This window comes from Rhodococcus sp. WAY2 (genome assembly GCF_009859915.1).
In the GTDB taxonomy this organism is placed as follows: domain Bacteria; phylum Actinomycetota; class Actinomycetes; order Mycobacteriales; family Mycobacteriaceae; genus Rhodococcus_F; species Rhodococcus_F oxybenzonivorans.
In genome coordinates, this window is sequence record NZ_CP046574.1 from 317,303 (window position 1) to 338,382 (window position 21,080).

General features: G+C 62.4%; 14 protein-coding genes and 3 pseudogenes. 12 read left to right on the plus strand and 5 right to left on the minus strand.

What is annotated here, in order from left to right; translation table 11 throughout:
* Window positions 1-53 precede the first annotated feature (53 nt).
* The 3 genes from GFS60_RS36105 to GFS60_RS36115 all read right to left on the minus strand — a co-directional run bounded on the left by GFS60_RS36105 (window position 54) and on the right by GFS60_RS36115 (window position 3,196).
* On the minus strand, window positions 54-1,334 hold the full coding sequence (locus GFS60_RS36105) for a methane monooxygenase/ammonia monooxygenase subunit B (protein ID WP_159929325.1): 1,281 nt from the start codon (window positions 1,332-1,334) through the stop codon (window positions 54-56).
* A 4-nt stretch (window positions 1,335-1,338) separates the two neighbouring features.
* Entirely contained in the window at window positions 1,339-2,109 is a 771-nt protein-coding gene (locus GFS60_RS36110; protein WP_159929326.1) for a methane monooxygenase/ammonia monooxygenase subunit A, read from the minus strand.
* A 208-nt stretch (window positions 2,110-2,317) separates the two neighbouring features.
* The gene (locus GFS60_RS36115; RefSeq protein ID WP_159929327.1) at window positions 2,318-3,196 is read right to left on the minus strand and encodes a methane monooxygenase/ammonia monooxygenase subunit C; all 879 of its coding nucleotides are present in this window, start codon (window positions 3,194-3,196) and stop codon (window positions 2,318-2,320) included.
* Window positions 3,197-4,087: 891 nt separating this feature from the next.
* Here GFS60_RS36115 and GFS60_RS36120 point away from each other — a divergent pair.
* The 12 genes and pseudogenes from GFS60_RS36120 to GFS60_RS36170 all read left to right on the plus strand — a co-directional run.
* Window positions 4,088-5,311, plus strand: a pseudogene (locus GFS60_RS36120) (IS110 family transposase).
* Window positions 5,312-6,368: 1,057 nt separating this feature from the next.
* On the plus strand, window positions 6,369-7,661 hold the full coding sequence (mdo, locus tag GFS60_RS36125; protein WP_159929328.1) for an NDMA-dependent methanol dehydrogenase: 1,293 nt from the start codon (window positions 6,369-6,371) through the stop codon (window positions 7,659-7,661).
* A gap of 60 nt (window positions 7,662-7,721) precedes the next feature.
* A complete protein-coding gene (locus GFS60_RS36130; protein WP_159929329.1) occupies window positions 7,722-8,942 on the plus strand; it encodes an AAA family ATPase in 1,221 nt (406 codons plus the stop codon).
* Between the two features lie 3 nt (window positions 8,943-8,945).
* The gene (locus GFS60_RS36135; RefSeq protein WP_159929330.1) at window positions 8,946-10,472 is read left to right on the plus strand and encodes a VWA domain-containing protein; all 1,527 of its coding nucleotides are present in this window, start codon (window positions 8,946-8,948) and stop codon (window positions 10,470-10,472) included.
* Between the two features lie 345 nt (window positions 10,473-10,817).
* Window positions 10,818-11,045, plus strand: a complete 228-nt coding sequence (locus GFS60_RS39695) for a hypothetical protein (protein WP_236603709.1) — start codon at window positions 10,818-10,820, stop codon at window positions 11,043-11,045.
* The gene (locus tag GFS60_RS36145; protein ID WP_159929332.1) at window positions 11,042-12,409 is read left to right on the plus strand and encodes a hypothetical protein; all 1,368 of its coding nucleotides are present in this window, start codon (window positions 11,042-11,044) and stop codon (window positions 12,407-12,409) included. Before GFS60_RS39695 ends, GFS60_RS36145 begins: the two co-directional genes overlap by 4 nt.
* Before the next feature lie 873 nt (window positions 12,410-13,282).
* Window positions 13,283-13,747, plus strand: coding sequence for a reverse transcriptase N-terminal domain-containing protein (locus tag GFS60_RS36150; protein WP_328799859.1), 465 nt, complete (start codon window positions 13,283-13,285; stop codon window positions 13,745-13,747).
* 128 nt (window positions 13,748-13,875) lie between these two features.
* A complete protein-coding gene (gene istA, locus GFS60_RS36155; RefSeq protein ID WP_082359731.1) occupies window positions 13,876-15,570 on the plus strand; it encodes an IS21 family transposase in 1,695 nt (564 codons plus the stop codon).
* Entirely contained in the window at window positions 15,567-16,379 is an 813-nt protein-coding gene (locus tag GFS60_RS36160) for an ATP-binding protein (RefSeq protein WP_054246178.1), read from the plus strand. The genes istA and GFS60_RS36160 overlap by 4 nt, the downstream gene beginning before the upstream one ends.
* A 9-nt stretch (window positions 16,380-16,388) precedes the next feature.
* Complete coding sequence (locus tag GFS60_RS36165) at window positions 16,389-17,798, plus strand: reverse transcriptase domain-containing protein (RefSeq protein WP_328799860.1); 1,410 nt, start codon at window positions 16,389-16,391, stop codon at window positions 17,796-17,798.
* A gap of 10 nt (window positions 17,799-17,808) precedes the next feature.
* Window positions 17,809-17,976 (plus strand): annotated as a pseudogene (locus GFS60_RS39700) (IS1380 family transposase); the annotation flags it as partial.
* Between the two features lie 667 nt (window positions 17,977-18,643).
* Window positions 18,644-19,608: pseudogene (locus GFS60_RS36170) on the plus strand (reverse transcriptase domain-containing protein); the annotation flags it as partial.
* Between the two features lie 24 nt (window positions 19,609-19,632).
* Here GFS60_RS36170 and GFS60_RS40055 read toward each other — a convergent pair.
* The gene (locus tag GFS60_RS40055) at window positions 19,633-19,839 is read right to left on the minus strand and encodes a transposase (protein ID WP_328799867.1); all 207 of its coding nucleotides are present in this window, start codon (window positions 19,837-19,839) and stop codon (window positions 19,633-19,635) included.
* Between the two features lie 99 nt (window positions 19,840-19,938).
* Window positions 19,939-20,949, minus strand: a complete 1,011-nt coding sequence (locus tag GFS60_RS39710) for a transposase (protein ID WP_328799861.1) — start codon at window positions 20,947-20,949, stop codon at window positions 19,939-19,941.
* Window positions 20,950-21,080: the final 131 nt, after the last annotated feature.

The following is a 21,080-nucleotide window of genomic DNA, read 5'->3' on the forward strand; positions in this document are numbered from 1 at the left end:
TATCCAGTGCGGTGTGGTTCGGCCCTAATCGATCCACACCGCACCGGGTTCTTCTATCCGAACTGCGGCAGGATCCCGGACGTCATTTCATTGATCTCCGCCGCGGATTCCTGTCCGCTCGCATCGCGGAAGAACATCAATCCGGTGAGCCGAATCTGCGCCTCGTTCAGGGGCAACAGGTTTCTCGCCGCCAGCTCGCGGGCATCGAGTTCGATCGTGAGGTCACGGGACGCGCCCGGCTCGATAGCCGCGCTCGGCGAGACTGTCGCAACGTTCTGACCGTCGGCCATTCCCTGCGCGGCCAGGTCCTTGTTGAACACCTCATAGTCAGCGAATTGCAGATGGTCCAGGTTGATCGCCGAATCGGCGTTGTTGCGGACCTGGATCTTCATCACCAGTTTCCCAGTGTCTTCCTGGAATACTGCGCTGTCGACCTTGGTGTCCATGTGCGATGCCAACGAGCTCGGCGCTTCAGGCACCGGTTCGTATCGGGCCACCTGGAGCGGGACGTGCGGGCCATCTGATGTGGTCGCGTAGGCAAACCCTGCGGTCCCGATCAACATTGCGACCCCGGCGAACGCAACGCCGACCTTGAGGTCGCGCCGTGAAACCAGAGTTGATGCACGCCCCCCGCCGACAACCATGGCGCGTTGCAGAATGGACTTTCGCAGCCAGTAGGCCAGGTACAGAACCCCGAGCACCAGTCCGATCACGTGCCATGTTGTGACGCGCGAAAGACCGAATGTTGCCAGATCGACTGTTCTTCCATCGGACAGCGTTTGAGGTTGGGCGAAGGTTCCGACATCGTTAATTGTGATGTCCTGGCCGGCACCGACCAGGGTGCCGGTGCCTTCCATCGCCATCGCGGGATGGATGTGCCAAGTCCCTGGCAGGCGCGCCTTCAGAACCATCTTGTACGGGTAAACGCCACCCTTGACGACCTTCACCGACTGGGGCGTGAACATCCCCGACATCTCCCGATCTTCGATGAAGAACTGCGGTCCCGGTTGGTTGACCGTCAGGAAGCCCAGTTCCGGCGGCTTGATCGTGTGGTCCGGCCATGCGTTCATCACCCGCATGGTCCCGGTGATCGTCAGATCCTCACCGATGTTGAGTTGCTGCGTCGAGAAGTGTGTGTCGTAGAACAAGATCGTCGAGGTTCGTTCGAACGCCTGCTGGCTCTGCTCGCCATGAGCGGCGGCGATCGGCGGTGGCGTCAACAGGAACAGGAATCCGACGACGCCCAGAAGTGAGGTGAGTCGCTTGCGTCGGAGTCCGAGGCGGGGAAGATTGCGTGGGGGGGCCCCGTTTATACGAAACATGTGCATTGCCATCGATTCAGTCGGTTGTCAGCTTGAAGAACTTGCCCGTCGGCTTGACCGCTAGATACTTGCCGATAGCCAGGCCGATCCAATAGGTCGCCGCGCACAACATTCCGGAGAAGAAGGACACGACGATCGTGATATTGCCGACAAGTGACTTCAGGTGACCCTCCTCGATCATCCGAAGATATTCGGGGGTCTGCGTCCGACCTATGTGGAAGGACATCGTGTCGGCCACGGTGAGCAGGGTGCCGTGGAAGTCGACCGGAGACAAGAACGGCGAGAGTGCAGGGAAGTTGAAGAACCAGAACAGCCCACCCCAGATCAAACCTCCGATCACCGATGTCAGCAGGTAACTTTTCGTCACCAACAAGGTGACATCGAGGAGAATCGCGGCCAGTATGAAGGTTTCGGGCCAGGTGAAATTGAGGGGAATGCCCGCCCACAGGTCGAAGCTTCCCCAACGGGAGAGCCACTGGGTCAACAACAACACCACCGCGCAGAGGGTTGCGCCGAGCGGCAGTCGAAGTCGGTCCCATGTAATGTATTGGACCGCTGCGGGAATGATGATGCCGACGGATGGGGTGACCAACGGCCAGAACTCACGGTCCTTCCAGTCGGCCCAGAACGACCAGTCACCCGCGAACAACATCTGATTGATATGAAAGGCGCCCGCAATCAGTAGAGCGGCACCCACTACCAGCAGTACGTCCCACCGCCGGCTCAACAGTGGTCTGGTCTTGTCTGTTTGCGGGGGCGAATCGATAGGGGGAGTAGTGGTAGTCATGAAAATCGGCTCCAGCTTTCGGGCAATTTGTTTATCCGCGCGACGGGCGGCTATCGGAAAGGGTATGTATGCGGGTGACACCGCACTCTCGGTTCGAGAGCATCTAGGCTAAGCGCTGTTCGGGATGAGCGCAGCGGGGACGAACAGAGCCCAGTCCAATCGGCTCCGTCACCCCCGCTGCGTTCCCCTCGAACCCGCCAGGGGGAACTTATCGACGACTGACGATGGTGTCACCGGGTTCACTCATCGTCGCTACCGCCGGTTCGCTCGGGGATTCGTCGGCATGAATCGATAGTTCCCGCTCCTGGCGGGCGAGTTCGAAGATCCGTGGCAATGTTTCGAACCAGATCGCGAACGTCGCAGCGAGCAGGTAGGCGAAGATTACGAACGGCCAATGCAACGGTGCGGCGAACACTTCCTCCGCCTGGAAGAAGGAATGCCCGAACTCGTTCATTGCCACCTGGAACAGCAGCAGCAAGCTGCCGCCAACAATCATCGCGAACGACACCGGCAGACGCTTACCACCGTAAATGTGCGGCAAACGGGTACGACCGTAGAGGTACACGCCGGCAGACAAGTAGATCATCAGCGGGAAGGCCCCGTAGAACAGCACATCGTGGCTCGGAGTGAAAGCTGTGTCGCGGGTGACGATCTGATGCCACGATGCATCCTGCTCGGCGGCGTAGCTTCCTCCGAAGAACACTGCTGTCGTGAACACCGCGACAAGAAGCCACAGGTTCCACAGCCGCCGGCCCTCTTCCTTGCGGGTCATCTCCTTTGGCAGCCGCCGGGCCGATGTCCACATCCACGCGTACCAAAGAGCCGCCGCCGACGGAAGCAGGATCATATTTGCCGCAGCGAGACTCAGCCAATACTTGTTGAAGTCGGGGTCGTGCGAGTCCAGACCGTTCTCCAGCGCCCAGATTTGCTGATATGTACGCCACACCAGCGCGAGCGCGAGCACCGACATGACTGCAAGTACGATCGAGAAGATCGATCCGCCCCGCGACACCGGAGCTGGATGATCGACAGGTGAAGTGCTACCGGATCGCGCTGTTCGTGAGCGCCGAGTGGCTGCTGTTGTCATTGACGTGCCCCTTCTTTTGGTGAACGTTCTCCCGATGAGGCCGAAACCGTTAGGCCGACGAGGCTGAACCGATTGGCCATGCAAAACCGAGAACGATGCTCGGCAGTATCTCGAGTGGCCCTAACGTTAGAGTGTGGTTGCCGTCATATCTATGGTCCGAGCCCAGAACTGCCCGAATGGATAGGTCGAGACTGCCCAGGTGGTCGGTAGTGGCGCCGCGATCCGTCCCGTCCACCCTCACGTCGTTCAAGGGATATCAACTGGCGAGGTTGCCCCTGAGTCGGCGCCGGTGCCTATTTGCTGCAGACCGGCACCTAACCGAATTTGCGCGAACCGTTGCATCAAACGCTCTGAAGTTCACGACTACAGTCGTGCCGTCGTCGACGGCACGACTGTAGTCGGCACCCAGCGCGACGGGGGCGCTGGTCAATAGATTCATGGGTCAGCCGATGGCGGAGTATTGCCGGTGGGCCTTATAGGTGTGAAGCCATGTCGGTAGCGCTGCGAGTCGAGCGGGCGAGAGCCCGTGCGATGACCGCCCGTTCGCGCCGTTGGTCTGGGTACAGCAGGATCGGGGTGTGGACCCGGGGTTTGATCTCGATCCGATACAGGCGCCCTCCACATTTGCGAGCGGGAGCAGCCCCCTAATGAGAGTCGGCGGGTCCGGTCATACGGCAGACTCGTCATCGGTAGCGGCGGGCAGGTGAGCACTTCGCCCCCCTGGACCCGGAGTCCTGGAAAAGATCGTGCCCCCGCCCGTCCGCCGGGAGAACGGAATCGCTGATGGGATGTCGTGCCCGCTCTGGCGTGAGCACTGCTTCATTAGGGCGCTGATGGTTCTTCCGCACGCTGCCGAATGTGGTCCGAGAGCGCGAGGATAGGAGAAGCTCAGTGCGGTTGTTCGTCGGAGATGACTAGTCGGAAGAGCATCACGATGTCGAGCTGATGGACTTGGCCGGGCGCAGGCTCAGCAAGGCGCGGCTACCGGAAGGGGTGGCCGGGATCGCGCGGTTGCACGCGATGATCGGCGACCAACTCGGCAACGACATCGACGAGTCCGAGGTGGCGATCGGAATCGAGACCGATCGCGACCCGTGGGTGGCGGCGTTGGTGGCCGCCGGGTACACAGTGTTCGCGGTGAATCCTTTGCAAGCGGCCCGGTTTCGGGAGCGCAGCGGTGTCTCGGGCGCCAAGAGCGACGCCGCCGATGCCCACGTGCTGGCCGACATGGTGCGCACCGATTCGCACCAGCTGCGGCCGGTGGCCGGCGACAGTCCCGAGGCCGAGGCGATCAAGGTCCTCGCCCGGGCACACAAGACCCTGATCTGGGAACGCACCCGCCACACCCAGCGACTGCGGCACGCGCTGCGCGAGTACTTCCCTGCCGCGTTGGAGGCGCTCGACGACCTCGACACCGTCGATGCCCTCGAGCTACTCGGGAAGGCGCCGGACCCCGCCTCGGCGGCGCGACTGACGCGGGGGCAGATCACCGCGGCGCTCCGAAACGCCCGCCGCCGCGACATCGAGACCAAGACCGATCGGATCCATGCCGCTCTGCGCGGCGAACACCTGGGCCGGGCGGCGGTGATCACCACCGCCTACGCGGCCACCACCCGCTCCGCCGTCGCCGTGTTGAGCACTCTCAATCACGAGATCAAGGCGTTGCAAGGGCAGGTCGATGAGCATTTTGGCCGGCACCCGGACGCTGAGATCATCCTGTCCCAGCCGGGGCTTGGATCGTTGCTCGGTCCCCGGGTGCTCGGTGACTTCGGCGACGACCCGGAACGGTATGCCACTGCGAAGGCCCGCAAGAACTATGCCGCCACCAGTCCGATCACCCGCGCTTCCGGCAAAAAGAAGGTCGTCGCGGCCCGGTTCGTTCACAACGATCGGCTCGTCGATGCGCTGAACTCGCAGGCGTTCTCGGCCCTGCACGCTTCTCCTGGCGCCCGCGCCTACTACGACAAACAACGCGCCCGAGGACTTGACCACGGCCCTGCCCTACGGCAGCTCGCCAACAGACTCGTCGGCATCCTGCATGGATGCCTCAAGACCCGCACCTGCTACGACGAAACGACGGCCTGGGCACATCACGTCGAGAAGGCTGCCGCTTGACACTCGAGCTCCTGGGATGTCTTTTTCTGAGAGCACCCCGCTCGACAGTCACGCCGCGGCGGCGGACCAGGAGACGACCCGCCGCGACACTCCTGCCGCCGTTTGCGAGGTTCGTGGCTTCACGAACATCTCGGTTGGTGCACCACACCGCCCACACTGGCCACACCCGGGCAGTCTCGTCATCGTTGAGCCGCCGAGATAGGGCGCTCGCGAGCGGCCGCCGATGACGGTGCGCACGAGCATGCCCGATCAGTCGGGGTGGTAGCGCGAGGACCGTCGCGGAGGGGTGCAGGCAGCCGGCCGTCCGGTTGCGTAGTCCTTTCGCGGCCGATCGCTCCGGATCGGACCGTTTCGGATTAGAGCTCGCTGTTCTGTTGCTATCGAGGATCATTCGAGATTTGGGACCTGCTAGGGGCTGCATTACCCATGGCGCACAGATGTCGTAATGCGGTGCGGGACGATCTTCGTGGTGCCCACCGATTCAGGAACAGCTGACGCCGCGCGATCGGTGGACCAACCCGCCGTCACGTACTTCGGCCAAGCCCTGTCGCCTGCGGATGGGCAGGTTCGTCGTCGATGACCTACTCGCATGCACGGCATCGAATCGGTCAGCAACGGTTGTGTCCGGCCGACCGGCGCCCATGTGTTGCTGGATCGACCTTTTCTGCCGGTCCCTGAAGTCGCCCCCACCCCTGCTGCCCTCCCGCAGATGGTAGCTAAACATGCTTTCGAGAAATAGAATTGAAGCTTCCAGTGAGGGTAGGAACCAGCGAAGTGTCAAAGGGACCTGACGGGCGTCGACTGCATGGGTGCGGCAACACGCTGCCATGAATCCGTGTCCGCAGCACGCGGAGAGAATTGTTCATACCTACTCGAAACTACCCGAATGGGTAGGGCACGGCCCCGTCTATCGGGTGGTTTCTGTCGGATAAGCGAACGGTTTCCCGGATATGTTCTTCCTCCCTACCTCTTTCCCGTCATAACGTCGATCTTGCAGCGCGGCTTCGGGTCGCGCTGCGCGAATAACATTCCATCGCTCGCGGAGAGGATCCACGTCATGCAGGTCGATGAACTGCTAAAGCCGTTTCCCATCAAAGAGTTCCACCCTTTTCCCCGCGCCATGATGGGACCTGGCGCACACGAGATGATCGGCCCGGAGGCCCTCAAGCTCGGCTTTAAGAAGACCCTCGTGATGACGTCAGGATTGCGTGGCACCGATACCGTGCACAAGATCGTCGAATCGATGCGGTACCACGGGCTCGAGGTGGTTGTCTACGACAAGGTCGAATCGAATCCCAAAGACTACAACGTGATGGATGCCGTCGCGATGTACACCGAGGCCAAATGCGACAGCTTCGTCTCGATCGGCGGTGGATCGAGCCACGATGCCTGCAAAGGCGCGCGAATCGCAGTCGCCCACGATGGGCGTAATGTCAACGAATTCGAGGGCTTCAACAAAAGCGAGAATCCCAAGAACCCGCCGCATATCGCCGTTTCCACCACCGCGGGTACCGGGTCGGAGACATCGTGGGCTTACGTCATAACCGACACCACGACCGACCCCGAGAAGCCGCATAAGTACGTCGCGTTCGACGATGCGAGTGTCACAACGCTCGCCATCGATGATCCGGTCCTGTACTACACCTGTCCCACCGACTACACGGCTCAGTGTGGATTCGACGTCCTCGCTCATGCAAGCGAGCCGTATGTCTCGAGGCTGAACTTTGAGCCGTCGTTGGGTAACGCCCTGCACGCAATCAAGCTGACTTCAGAGAACTTGCGCGCGGCCACATGGAATGGTTCGGACCTGGCTGGCCGTGAAGGCATGATGTACGCCCAGTACATCGCAGCGCAGGCCTTCAACTCGGGCGGACTCGGCATCATCCACTCGATTAGCCACGCCATCAGCGCGTTCTATGACACACACCACGGACTCAACAATGCAATCGCTTTGCCGCGGGTGTGGGCGTTCAACATGACCGCGAGCTACCGGAAGTTCGCAGACATCGCGGTCGCAATGGGAATCGATACCCACGGCATGACAGATGAGCGGGCGTCCCACGCGGCGCTGGAAGCTGCGATCCAGCTTCTGCGTGACGTCGGCATTCCGGAGAAGTTCACCGACGTCACCAAGGATTCCTACAGCAAGAATCGACTTGGCACCGGTCCGACAAAGTTCTATGAGAACTCGCCGACCATTACAGGTAACGGTGCGGACGTCGATCGCATCACCCACCACGTCCTCGGCGATGCCTGTACACCGGGCAACCTTAAGGAATGCACCTTCGAGACGGTGCGTCCGGTAGTCGAGCACTGCATGACCGGCGATCTTGACGATCTGATCGGCTGAGCCCGCGAGGTGGTCCCGCCCGGAGCCGGGCGGGACCATCACCACCTGAAAGGAGCGCACGTGACAATCTCGCAACCCGACTTCAGTTCCGTCGCCGATGTGATTACCCGCTTCGCCTCACACGGCTACATTGCTGATGATCGCCTGGCCACCACCGTGTTTGTCCAGACGAAACTTGACAAACCAGTACTACTGGAAGGGCCTGCTGGGGTTGGGAAGACCGAGCTGGCGAAGACGCTCGCGCTGGTGACCGGTCGTCGTCTGCTGCGTCTGCAGTGTTACGAAGGCCAGGATGAGACGAAGGCTCTGTACGAGTGGGATTATGGCAAGCAACTGCTCTATACCCAGGTACTGAAGGAAAAGATTGGTGAGCTCGTCGCCGATGCGGAGACGCTGGGCGAGGCAGTCGATCGAATCGCGGCTCAAGAAAGTGTGTTCTTCTCCGAACGCTTCCTTGCCCCCCGGCCGCTGCTCGAGTCCGTTCGCTCAGAGTTGCCGGTCGTGCTACTCATTGATGAGGTTGATCGCGCAGACGAGGCCTTGGAAGCCGTCCTGCTGGAGTTGCTGGGAGAGAATCAGGTCTCCGTGCCTGAGATCGGCACCTTCACGTCATCGACGCCCGCGTACGTCGTGCTCACGTCCAACAACACGCGCGATCTCTCTGCCGCCCTCAAGCGCCGCTGCCTACACGCCTTCCTGGACTACCCCTCCGCGGAGCGTGAACTGGAGATCGTCCGAACCAAGGATACGGGGCTAACCGACGCGCTCGCCGAGCAGTTGGTTCATATCGTTCGAGGTTTGCGTGATCTCGATCTGCGTAAGTCCCCGAGTGTTTCGGAGACCATTGACTGGGCCCGGACTCTTGCGGTTCTCGGCGCCACGGAGCTAACGGCAAAGCTGCTGCGTGACACAGTCTCTGTCGTCGTCAAGTACGACAAGGACGTGCGGAAGGCGGTCGACGCGTTGCCGAAGCTTTTGGATCCAAATGCCGACATCGATGAACACCAGCACGGCCATGGCCATGGCCATGGCCACGGCCACGGCCACGGTCACGGTCACGGTTCTGAACCTGCTGCAACAGATGTAGACGAAGACCACGGGCCCGACGGAAGGGCGGTCCGAGCGGCCAAGGATGCGCCCGGTCGACATAATGACAACTACTATGGTGGTTCCGGCGCCGCAACACCGGCACAGGTAAGTGCAGGGTCGTCCAGTCAGGGAAGTCGATCCTTTGCCAAGGGATTTGGAAACAGTGGGCGGCGCATCGGAAAGCGCAACTGAACCATGGAACAGAGCTTGCATCGCTTCATCAGGCTGCTGCGACTGCGCGGAATGCGTATCTCGGTTCCTGAAATGCTCGACGCTATGAGGGCTGCGGCGTTGCCCACCGTGCTTGCCGATCGCAAGCTTCTCCGCGAGGTTCTTCGGGTTTCGTTGGTCAAAGATTGTGCAGACGATCAGGTCTTCGATGAAGTGTACGACCTGTATTTCTCGTTGGTCCGTGTACAGCCGGACGACGGCGGGCACGGGCACGGGCACGGGCACGACGACCTCTCAGACACCGGGCACCTCGACTCCTTCACCTTGTCGGAAGAGCCTGGACAGCTACCTCAGCAAGGCCACGAGCACGGTGCGCCGTCGGACATCCGTGAATACTTCGACCCGGACGACCTTGCGATTCAGTACAATCTGCATCAGGAAGCCAACAAGATCGATCTGGCTTCATTGACCGACGAGATCGTATTCAGCCAGGACGCTACAACCGTCCTGGGTGAGGGCAACCGAGTCCAGATTGAAACGGATCACCTTCACGGTGCAGTTGCTGCCGGTTCCCTTTCGACGACCACCGGCACTCGAGTGGACGCTGATTTGTCCATCGCGGAACAGGACGCATTGTTCGGGTGGCTCGACGATGTTCCTGACGCTCCGCAAGGAGATGTGCAAGACGAAGCCCGTGCTTTGCGTCACCGCCTCGCAGGGGTGCTAGCCAACCTGCCCGCAGCGCTGAAGAAGCATCTTGAATCGCTTCTTGCACTGGAAGATAGGGTGATCGAGGGCAGGGAAGATGCCGTCGCCAAGGTGGACCACGTCGGCGAGCGTGAACGCGCAGAACTCGAAGAGACGTTGCGCCGACTCGCTCACAGCCTGCACGGCGCGCTCACGCATCGCCGTAAGGTGGGGGCACGTGGACGCGTCGATTCCTCACGGACGATGCGGCGGAACATGCGCTATGACGGCGTTCCCTTTCGCCCTGTGACCGTTCAGCGCAGCGAGGACAAGCCACGCCTGGTGCTCCTTACCGATGTCAGCCTCTCGGTGCGCGCAACCGCGCGATTCACGCTGCACCTGGTGCACGGTCTGCAGGACCTTGTGAGCCAGGTCCGCACTTTCGTGTTCGTGTCGGAGTTGGCCGAAGTCACGGACTTGTTCTCGGACTATTCAGTCGAGCATGCGCTTGGTCTCGTCTTCGGCGGCACCGTGCTAGATGTGGATGCGAACTCCGACCATGGAGCAGCATTTGGCCAGTTCCTCGAAGAGTTCGGCAATGCAGTCGGCAGGCGGACGACAGTGCTTGTCCTTGCCGACGGTAGAAGCAATGGTCTCGATCCGAACATCGAGGCGTTCGCCGAGATCACCCGGCGTGCAAGGGAAACGATATGGCTGACTCCAGAGCCACGTTACTCCTGGGGCCTTGGAGCATGCGACCTGCCCCTATATGCGGAATATTGCCAGCGCGTTCGTGTAGTCCGGGACCTCACCGGGCTGACGAGCGCAGCGGAAGCTCTGGCAAATGAACAGGTCGGGAGGTGAGAGGTGGCCTCGGCACCGCCCGACCAAACTCGATAAACATGATCGACGAACGCGCCTGTACCGCCGCGGCGCTGCTAGAAAAGGCGACCACCAACCGCGTGGAATCCTCGGCGTGCACAAACCCTGGAGAACAGAATGACTAACAGATCGTGGACTGTTCGAGGTCTCGCCGTGGTGGGTCTGTCGGCCCTGCTCCTGACGGGGTGTTCGTCAGGTTCGGATTCTGGATGGGGTGACACAACGTCTGCTGTGTCATCTGCTCCGCCGGCTTCGGTGTCTTCTACAGCACCGGCACCGCCGGAGGATGGCGGATTGGTGATTCCGGTAAAGATTGAAGGTACCGAGGTGACACCGTCCAATGAGCGCATCGACGCCACCGTGGGCGAGAAGATCACTCTTCGGGTCAGTAGTGACACTGATGAGGAAATTCATGTCCACTCCGTCCCAGAATACAGTTTCGCTGTGCAACCGACCGCCGATCAGAGCTTCACGTTCACTGTCGACGTTCCCGGTCAGGTGGCGATCGAGGTGCACCACCATGACAAAACGTTGGCTACCTTGATCGTGCGGTGAGAACACTGGGCAGTCCGCTTCTGGCGCATGGGCTCGGCGGCAGCACGGACTTGCCCATCCCATTCGCGTTTGCGTTCGTCGGCGCCGCGTGGGCGTTGAGCATTTCCTTCGCGATCCTCGTCTTCGCCTGGCGCACCCCCCGCCTGCGCGCGGACACACCGGGGTGGGCTTTGCCGGGTTGGGTCAGTGCCCTGGCATCGTCGGGGGTGACACGAGCCGTCGTTGCAGGGCTGGGATTGACCCTCACGGCGTGGGTGGGTATGGCGGCGTTCTTCGGCCCCGCCGAGTCCGCGGCCAATGCGCTTCCGGGAACCTTCTACGTTCTGCTCTGGGTGGGCTTGGTTGCATTGTCGTTGCTGTTCGGTCCTGTGTGGAGGTTGATTTCGCCGGTGCGCTCGGTTCACTGGCTGCTCTGTGCAGTCCTGCGCCGATCGCCGGCGGACGCATTCGTTCAGTATCGGGAGAGGTGGGGCTACTGGCCCGCAGTCACCGGTTTGTTCGCCCTCGTCTGGCTCGAACTGGTCTCGTCTGATCCTGGATCAGTTGCGGCGATCCGGGCATGGTGCATAACGTACCTCGTGGTTACCTTGACCGGCACGATCGTGTGTGGAACCCGATGGTGCGAACGCGCGGACCCGTTCGAGGTATACAGCACCCTGGTCTCGAGATTGTCCGCGGTGGGCCGGGGAATCACCGTGGGGATGTTTGTTCTGCGCATGCCTCTCAACAATCTGACGGCGACCGAGGTTCGGTCCGGATCGGTGGCATTGACCGCAACACTGCTTGGGTCTACCGCATTCGATAGCTTCTCGGCACGACCTTGGTGGCGCAATGCCGTGGACCACGTGTCCAGCAGCGCCGCGATCGTGAATCACGAACTCACTGCAACTGTGGTGCGCACCGCCGGCCTCTTGTTGTTCGTAACCGTGGTCGGCGCTTCTTTCTGGATTGCGGCACGCGCGGTACCGGGGTTACCTGCCCGCGAACGGGCGAAGCTGCCTGGGTTGCTTTCCTATTCACTGATTCCCATCATCGTCGGATATGTGTTCGCACACTATTTGACCTACCTCGTGGAAAAGGGTCAGGTCACGGCGGTGCTCCTCGTTGATCCACTCGGGCGTGGATGGGATCCCTTGGGATTGTCCGAGCGGGATGTCTCCTATGTGCTGTCGGCGCACCCAACGTTGCTGGCGTCGCTCAAGGTTCTTTTTGTTCTGACCGGCCACGTTCTCGGGGTGATCGCTGCCCATGATCGCTCTTTACGCCTCCTGCCCAAGCGTCACCAACTCAGTGGGCAGCTGGCCCTGTTGCTGACAATGGTTGTCTACACCGTCGGCGGGCTCTACCTACTCTTCGGCGGATGAGTCATCTGTTGAATGATCAAGCGCTTGCGCAGGCAGGTTCTTCCGACATGATTACCCGCCCGTCCAGGCGGGTGCTTGAACGTTCTCCGGTTTGTTGGCGGTCGCTACGCTTCGATCCACTGATGAGGCTGGGTGCTGAGCGAGCGTCGTGACAGAGAAATGCCTCTCCGACCAGGCAGAATAGAGCTTGCCTAAGGTCCTATTCGTCCGATCTGACAGGCATCTCGTAGATGGTGCGACACGAGGTCGCATGCGTCAAGTGGCGCGTTGATTGGAGGTCGGCGGTGTTGTCGATGACGTAGCCCGGGTTTGTGTTCGATGGCCCGTCCCCACCTTGACGTGCGTCGCTGGTAACGGCGGGGTGCGAAGCTCAGGGGTAGAAGCCGAAGCGGTCCTGGATCCATCCCGGGGCGGCAGGTGAGGGGAAGGCCGGACGGGTGAACGTGAGTGAACCGCCGAAACGTCTCGTCAAGATGAGCCTCGGATAGATGGAAGCTTGGGCCGGGGTAAGGGCTCGCCGTTGAGAAGCGGCAGACGGCGACCGGGGGTATCTGACCGGTCGTATGAACACCGTCGCCCCGGGATCGAGGCGGCACCCACCCCGGCCGGGTCTTGCGCATGTGGAACGTGGAAACCCCGCTCTGGTCCGGACTGGTGGTCCGGTGGGCCGACCGTGAGGAAGGTTGAACGCCTGGGCGGGAACAGGATGGCCCAAGAAGCTAATGCCGGTGGCCGAAAGGCGACAGGAAACCGACCCGACTTGATGTCGTCTCCTCCGACGGCGGGGTTCGGATAACTGGCCGGATACGAGTGAACACTCGAACCCGTGGAGGGTGCTGACGTGGGCCAGGTGAGCCTTTGAAAGAGACGACGATGACAACGCCAGAACTTGCGGACAAGTTGGACACCACTTCGGTGAACGGACCACAAGACGTCATGACGAACTGGGATGCGATCTCGTGGCGCTCAGTGGAGCAGGACGTACGGCGGCTGCGGCGGAGGATTTTCAAGGCGTCGCAAGAAGGGGATCTCAAACGGGTCCGCAACTTGCAGAAACTGATGCTGCGAAGCCAGTCGAACACGCTCCACAGTGTGCGGCGGGTGACGCAGCGCAACGCTGGACGCAGGACCGCGGGCATCGATGGAGAAGTCGTATTGACTTCCTCTGCCAGGGCTGAGTTGGCGGTGGATCTGCACCGGCATACTGCGCTGTGGCAGGCCCGACCGGTCAAGCGTGTCTACATTCCGAAGGCGAATGGAAAGCAGCGTCCACTAGGGATTCCCGTGCTTCGTGATCGGGTTGTCGCCTGCCATGAGCATGGGACCGTCTTGACCTGATTTCTGCCACCCTCATGGGACCACTCGGATTGCCAGTCATGGGACCACCCGGCGCGTCGCGCCGAAGTCCCGTCGGATCGCTCGTTTGATCGTCGTGTCGGTATCCCCGGTCACGAAGGCGGACGGGCATGGCGTTTCGGGAGGTCAATGTGAACGAAGTCAAGGAAGTGCTCCGGATCTGGCTCGGGGTGCCCGGGTCCCGGCCGCCGGGATTGCGCACGATTGCGGCGCACTGCGGGGTGGACCGCAAAACGGCCCGCCGATACATCGAGGCCGCCCAGGCAGCGGGGCTGCAGCGCGGCGACTGTGTCGACGCCCTCGACGATGGGCTGATCGGCGCGGTGATCGAGGCGGTGCGCCCGGCCCGCCCGAGCGGACACGGCGCCGCCTGGGACCAGCTGCTGGGGTTCGAGGACCAGATTCGGGCGTGGGTCGCGGGCGACGGGCCGCATCCACCCCTGACGATCACCAAGATCGAAACACTGCTGGCCCGTCAGGGCTGTGTGGTGCCGTATCGGACGTTGCACCGATTCGCCACCGAGCGCTGCGGTTTCGGCCGCAAGGACACCACCGTCCGCATCGTCGACGGCGATCCCGGCAGCGAATGCCAGATCGACTTCGGCTACCTGGGATACCTGACCGACCCGGACACCGGGCGGCGCCGCAAGGTGCACGCACTGATCTTCACCGCCGTGTACTCGCGGCACATGTTCGTGTGGCTGACGTACTCGCAGACCCTGGCGGCGGTGATCGCTGGCTGCGAAGCGGCGTGGACCTTCTTCGGCGGTGTGTTCAAGGTCCTCATCCCCGACAACCTGAGACCGGTTGTGACCGACGCGGACGCGGTCAACCCGCGGCTGTCGCAGGGTTGGCTGGACTACTCCCAGCACACCGGGTTCGTGACGGACCCGGCCCGGATCCGATCACCGAAGGACAAACCCAGGGTCGAAAGGGCCGTTCAGTATGTGCGCGGAAACTACTGGGCCGGTGAGGAATTTGCAGATCTAGCGGAGGCGCAACAGCGTGCCGAGGCATGGTGCCGCGACACCGCGGGGATGCGGACCCACGGCACTACCGCCGCCCGCCCGCTCGAGGTGTTCGACGAGGACGAGGCACCGATGCTGCTGCCCGTCCCGCCGGTTTACGACGTGCCGATCTTCAAACAGGTCAAGGTGCACCGCGACTTTCATGCCGAGGTCGCCAAGGCGCTGTATTCGATACCGGGACAGTGGATCGGCAGTGTGCTCGAGGTGCGGGCGGACAGTGCGCTGGTGAAGTTCTACGCCCGCGGAAACCTGGTGAAGGTGCACCCGCGCCAGCCCGCCGGTGGGCGCAGCACCGACCCGGAGGATCTGCCCACCGAGAAGATCGGGTATGCGATGCGCGATCTGGACCGGCTGATCGGCGCCTGCGCCGGGCACGGCCGCGCCGTCGGGATCTACGCCGAAAGACTGCTCGACGATCCGTTGCCCTGGATCCGGATGCGGGCGGTCTACCGGCTGCTCGGGCTGGTCCGCCGCTACGGGCCCGACCCGGTCGAAGCTGCGTGCAGCACGGCGCTGGATCTGGACGTGGTGTCGGTGAGCAAGATCGCCTCGATGCTCGAACGCGCCACCGAGACCACCACGCCGCTGCTGCCAGCCGCCGGATCGGCGGCACCGTCCCGTTTCACCCGCGACCCCGCCGAGTTCGCCACCGACAGGACCGGCCCCGCCACATCTGGGACCACCGTCGCCACTGCCGGGACCGGCGTCGCCACCGAGAGGACCGGGCATCTGACGGTGATCGCCGGGGGCAACACCGACACGAAGGAGACACGATGACCACCCCACCCGCCCCCACGGGGCCGGTCGATCCGATCGGCGCCGACCTGATCGCCCTTCTCAAGGCCCTCAAGCTCGGCGCCCTCAAGGACACCCTGCCCGAGCGACTGGCGCTGGCCCGCCAGCACCAACTCAGCCACGTCGCGTTCCTGGAACTGCTCCTCGCCGATGAGGTGTCCCGGCGGGAATCACGCTCGGCGACTTTGCGGTCGGCAAAGGCCGGTCTGGATCAGTCGATGCGAATCGACACCTGGAACGCCCTCGACGACCTCCGCTACGACCGATCCCTGCTCTCGGATCTGGTGTCGCTGCGGTTCGCCGAGGCCGGCCACTCGGTCCTTGTTCTGGGACCGGTCGGGGTCGGAAAAACGCACCTGGCGACCGCCCTCGGGCACGTGGCGATCCGGCGGCGGATGACGGTGCTCTGCGCCCGCGCCGACAAGCTGTTCGCCCGTCTGCGCGCCGCCCGGCTCGACAACTCGGTCGAGGCGGAGATGCGGCGCATCGCCACCGTCGATCTCCTGGTCCTCGACGATTTTGCGCTTCGGCCCCTGGACGCGACCGAGACCAACGACTTCTACGAGTTGGTCGTGGAGCGCCATCGCCGCAAGGCGACGATCGTCTCCTCAAATAGGTCCCCAGATGAGTGGCTGTCGATGACCACCGATGCCCTGCTCGCGCAGTCGGCGATCGACCGGCTCACCTCCGCGGCGCACACCCTCGTCATCGAGGGCCCGTCCTACCGGCAACGCACCCGTCCGGGGCATGGCGCGGTTGACAGTTCAGAAGGCGAGGTCGATGCTCGATGACACCTTCGGGTGGTCCCATGCTCGTGGCAACGAGGTGGTCCCATCACCCTGGCAAGCGACAATCGGGTGCAACAAGCTCGGGTCGCGAATGCGTTGGAGCCGGAGTGGGAAGCGCGGTTCGAACCACGCTCGTATGGGTTCCGGCCCGGGCGTGGCTGTCACGACGCGATCGAGGCGATCTACTGGACGCTCAAAGGACGCAGGTCCAAGCGCCAGTGGGTGCTCGACGCGGACCTGTCGGCAGCGTTCGACCGCATCGATCATGAGCGGCTGCTGGCACATCTGGGAACCTTCCCCGCACGGGGGCTTGTCGCCGGATGGCTGGCTGCTGGAGTGATCGAGCAGGGCCGGTTCACCTCCACCGACGAGGGGACCCCTCAAGGTGGGGTGATCAGCCCGATGCTGCTCAACATTGCGCTGCATGGGATGGAGGAAGCCGCTGGAGTTCACTACACACGTCGCGACCCCCATGGGGCGCACGTGGCAAGAGGAGCTCCGGTGCTGGTGAGATACGCCGACGACTTCGTCATCATGTGTCACACCAAGGGCCAAGCCGAACAGGCCCGGCACCGCTTGGGTGAGTGGTTGGCGCCACGGGGCCTCGAATTCAACGAAGACAAGACACGAATTGTCCACGTCGACGCAGGATTCGACTTCCTAGGGTTCAACGTCCGTCGATACGACGGCAAACTGCTCATCAGACCCAGCGCAGCGGCAGTGAAGCGCATCCGGCATCGGCTCGCCGATGAAGTGCGTTCCCTACGGGGAACCAACTCCGAAGCGGTGATCCGCCGACTGACCCCGATCATCCGGGGTTGGGCTGGCTACTACCGGAGCGTGGTCTCCAAAGAGGTGTTCTCCGCAGTGGATCACTATCTGTGGCAACACCTCTACGGGTGGGCGCTGCGCGCCCACCCGAGAAAGTCGAGGAACTGGGTCGTGGATCGGTACTTCGGCACGTTCAACCCATCCAGAACAGACCGATGGGTGTTCGGCGACCGCGACAGCGGGAAGTACCTACGCCAGTTCGCCTGGACGAAGATCGTCCGCCACAACATGGTCATGGGCACCGCGTCACCTGACGATCCTGCCCTGGACCAGTATTGGGCACGTCGGCGACGAAAGGCATACGCGCAACTCGGTGGTCTCACAGCCTCGCTGCTGCTCCAGCAGCGCGGGCTCTGCCCCGTGTGCGGGACATTCCTTCTGCACGCCGACCACGCTCCACAAAGCCCACAAGAGTGGGAACAGTGGATCAAGGCCATGACGAGAGCGCTACGCGCTACTGCCCTCGTCTTGGGTAACGCCCATGGCGGCGATCGGGCCACACGCCTCACGCATGCCCACTGCCGACATCTCGAGCGACAGGGCAGTGGGGCCAGCGGAATCAGGGGCCAGACGCCCTTGGGGCTTGCTTGAGCCGGATGCGGTGAAAGTCGCACGTCCGGTTCTGAGGGGGCCTCGGCGCCGTAAGGCGTCGGGGCTACCCGACCAATTCAATCACGCTCCCGCGGCGGTGTCCGCAGCATTCGATGACCCGAATCTCGTCGTGCGACACCCGTCGCTCACTTTGAGCGAGCTATGTGGATTGGAGGACTGGTGATGCTGGTGACATAGCGCCGGGCAAGTGCTCGACCGCCCGTCTCCCGCCCCGGCGTGCGTCGCAGGCTCCTGGTCTGCGAGGTGCGAAGCTCGGGGTCTTTTGCCCAAGGAGCCCCCGTTCCATCCGGGGGTCACCAGGCCGGGGAGAAGGCCAGGCGGGTGAACGTGAGTGAACCCTTGATGACGCCTCGTATCGGGAGCCCCGGAAGGTGGGATGGTGACCGGGACGATAGGACCTTGCCCCTGGCAGAGGGGGCGCGTGGTGGCCGGAGGCACGAGAGCGGCCACGAAAGCACCACGTGGTCTCGGGGTAAAGAGGGCACCCAACCCGGCCGCAACTCGAGTGAGTGGAAAGTGGAAACCCCGTCGTTGTCCAGTCGAGCGTCGAGCCCATCGGAGCTGATGACTGGTAGGCCGATCGTAAGAGGGGCGGAACTCCTCGGCGGGACAGGATGCCCAAGAAGCCAATGCCGGTGGCCGAAAGTCAACAGGAAACCCGCGGCAGTGTGGTCGACACCTCCATCGACCGCCGTGGCATAACTGGCCGGATACCAACCCGAAAATGCTTGGGCCCGAGAGGGTGCTGACGTGGGCAGGTGAGCCTGTGAACATTCGGGGCCGAGGGCCTCGCGAACCGAAGGGGCAAGTTGGACACCGTCGAGGTGAACGGACCCGAGGACGTTGGCGTGCGTTGGGATGTCATTGACTGCCGCACCCATGAACAGAACGTAGCGAGGTTACGGCGCAGGATCTTCAAGGCGACGCGGGAGCAGGACTGGGCCACGGTCCGGTCATTGCAGAAATTGATGTTGGGCTCCTGGTCGAACACGCTGGTGAGTGTGCGTCAGGTGACCCAACGCAATGCTGGGCGTCGAACGGCGGGGATCGACGGGGAAACCGCTCTGTCGAGCGAAGCCCGTGCGGAGGTGGCGGTGCGGGTGCACCGGACGCGTTCGTCATGGGTGCCGTTACCGGTTCGACGGGTGTACATTCCGAAGGCAAATGGCAAACAGCGACCTCTCGGTATCCCCGCACTCATGGACCGATGCCATCAGGCGCGAGTCCGCAATGCGTTGGAGCCCGAGTGGGAAGCCCGGTTCGGGCCCCGTTCCTACGGGTTTCGGCCCGGACGCAGCTGTGCCGACGCGATCGAGTCCCTGTTCGCCACGCTCAAAGGGCCGCTGGCCAAGCGTGTGTGGATTTTGGACGCCGATCTGTCGGCAGCGTTCGACAAGATTGATCATTCCCGGCTTCTCGATGCGCTCGGCGGGTTTCCTGCACGAGGTCTGGTCGAGGGCTGGTTGAAAGCGGGAGTGATCGAGACCGGGACGTTTTCTCCCACCGAAGAGGGCAGCCCACAGGGAGGCGTGATCAGCCCCTTGTTGTTGAACGTTGCGCTGCACGGCCTGGAGGCCGCTGGGGTCCGCTACCGCACCGCGAGCTCCAAAGCTGGTGAAGCAGTGGCGGACTCCCCGGTTCTGGTGAGATATTCCGACGACTTCGCCATATGCTGCCACTCTCGGCAGCAGGCCGAACAGGTCAAGGCACGGCTGGCCGGGTGGCTCGCACCGAGGGGTCTGGCGTTCAACGAGGACAGACACACATCGTCCACCTCGAAGACGGATGGCCGTCCTGACCCTTTGATGGGCGATTAAAGCTGTGGCAGAGCTGGGCACGCCCCTCCTCGGGTCAGTGTCGCCATCGCAATCAGGCCCTCTGGGCTGTGAAATCCGTAGGACCGCTTCGTCAGCGACCGCAGGTGGGTGTTGTTGGCCTCGACGCGGGCATTAGACAGGCCGTATTCGATTGCGTTGAGGATTTCGCGGCGATAGCGAACGATGCTCTTCCAGGCCGACAGGTTCCGGAATCCGACTGTCCTGGGCCATTTGTACCCATGCTCGCAGTCGTACCGAGGTTCTCTTTTTTGAGCCGGAGTAGACGTGTTGCAGTTGTTCTTTCATGACGTAGCCTCGACAGAGTTCGCTGTTTCTGTCGTCGAGGATCTTTGTTCGGACTGCGATCTGCGCGGGGGTGAGATTCTCGACGTCAGCAATGCCCACCGCAGCGGCCGTCGATCCTGGTCGGTGAATCCCCACAGTCGCGACAACACACGCGACCGCAGTCGGTCTAGAGCCCGCGTCATCCACTGAATCACATGAAACGGATCCATACACCGCTTCACCTGCGGCGCCCTACTACGCACGGTTGACGCGATCCACTTCGCAGCGTCAGCACTGATGTGTGTCAGACGGGCAGTGCGTTCTTCACCCAACTCGTCGAAGAATCGATTCAAGGTGCTCTCGTTATGCCCTTCGGCTGCCCATACGAGTCGGCCTGTGTTGTGATCGACCACCACGGTGAGGTATCGGTGACCATTACGGTAAGCGATCTCGTCGATCCCCAAGCGCCGCAATCCTTGGAGCCGATCCGTACGCCCGACAGCATCGTCGACGACACGGGTGACGATCCTGGTCACAGACCGCCACGCCACTCGGGCGTACTCACACACCGACGTAGCCGGACTGTGCGCGGCCAACCACGCCACGTTGTCGTCGAACGCCCTGGTCATGTTCGCAGCCGGCCGTGCCCACGGCACCATCTCGGTCACCACGCCGTGCTCGGGGCATCGAATCCTCGATACCGAAGTTTGTACGAAGCACCGCATGCCGCCCATATCCAGGTGACGCCATTGTCGAGGTCGATTCGGGCGATCGTATTTAGGGCAGCGCTGTTCACAATGTGGACAGCGGGACCGCACCGACGCGTGGGGCTCGAGGGTCACCACGATCACGGGCCCTCGTTCGTCGTCCGTGAATTCGACATCGATTATCCGGACCCTGTCGATTCCCAGCAGTTTCTGCAGTATTCTGGCAGCGCGCAACGCCTTCTCCCTTAGGTCTTGTCTTCGCAAACCGAAACCTATGCACGAGGGGGCGTTGCGTCGATCAGGCTCGCGGACACCACCCACCAAAGGGTCAGAAAAGCCAGACGGATTCGACTTCCTCGGGTTCAATGTCCGCCGCTACCGGGGCGGACAGTCACCCGGCAAGTTGTTGATCAAACCGAGACCGGCCGCGGTCAAGCGTGTCCGTCACAGGC